The following is a 212-nucleotide window of genomic DNA, read 5'->3' as shown; positions in this document are numbered from 1 at the left end:
ACAAAGGCTTAAGCATGTTCCTAGTTGAAAAACCTTCTTTCGACGGCCATGATTTTGAATACGAGCAAGAAGGTGGCGGTAAGCTAAGCGGGAAAGCAATCCCAACAATCGGTTACCGAGGCATGCACTCTTTCGACGTATTCTTCGATAATGTCTTTGTTCCAGACAGCCACTTGTTAGGTGGTGAAGAAGGCCTGGGTAAAGGCTTCTAT

General features: G+C 45.8%; 1 pseudogene. It reads left to right on the top strand.

Features of this window, described 5'->3' with window-relative positions:
- Positions 1 to 14: 14 nt before the first annotated feature.
- A pseudogene (locus A3761_RS02885) lies at positions 15 to 212 on the top strand (hypothetical protein); the annotation flags it as partial.

It is taken from the genome of Oleiphilus sp. HI0123 (genome assembly GCF_001635315.1).
Note: the sequence above shows the minus strand (reverse complement) of the source record. Positions and strands in the feature narration are given on the sequence as shown.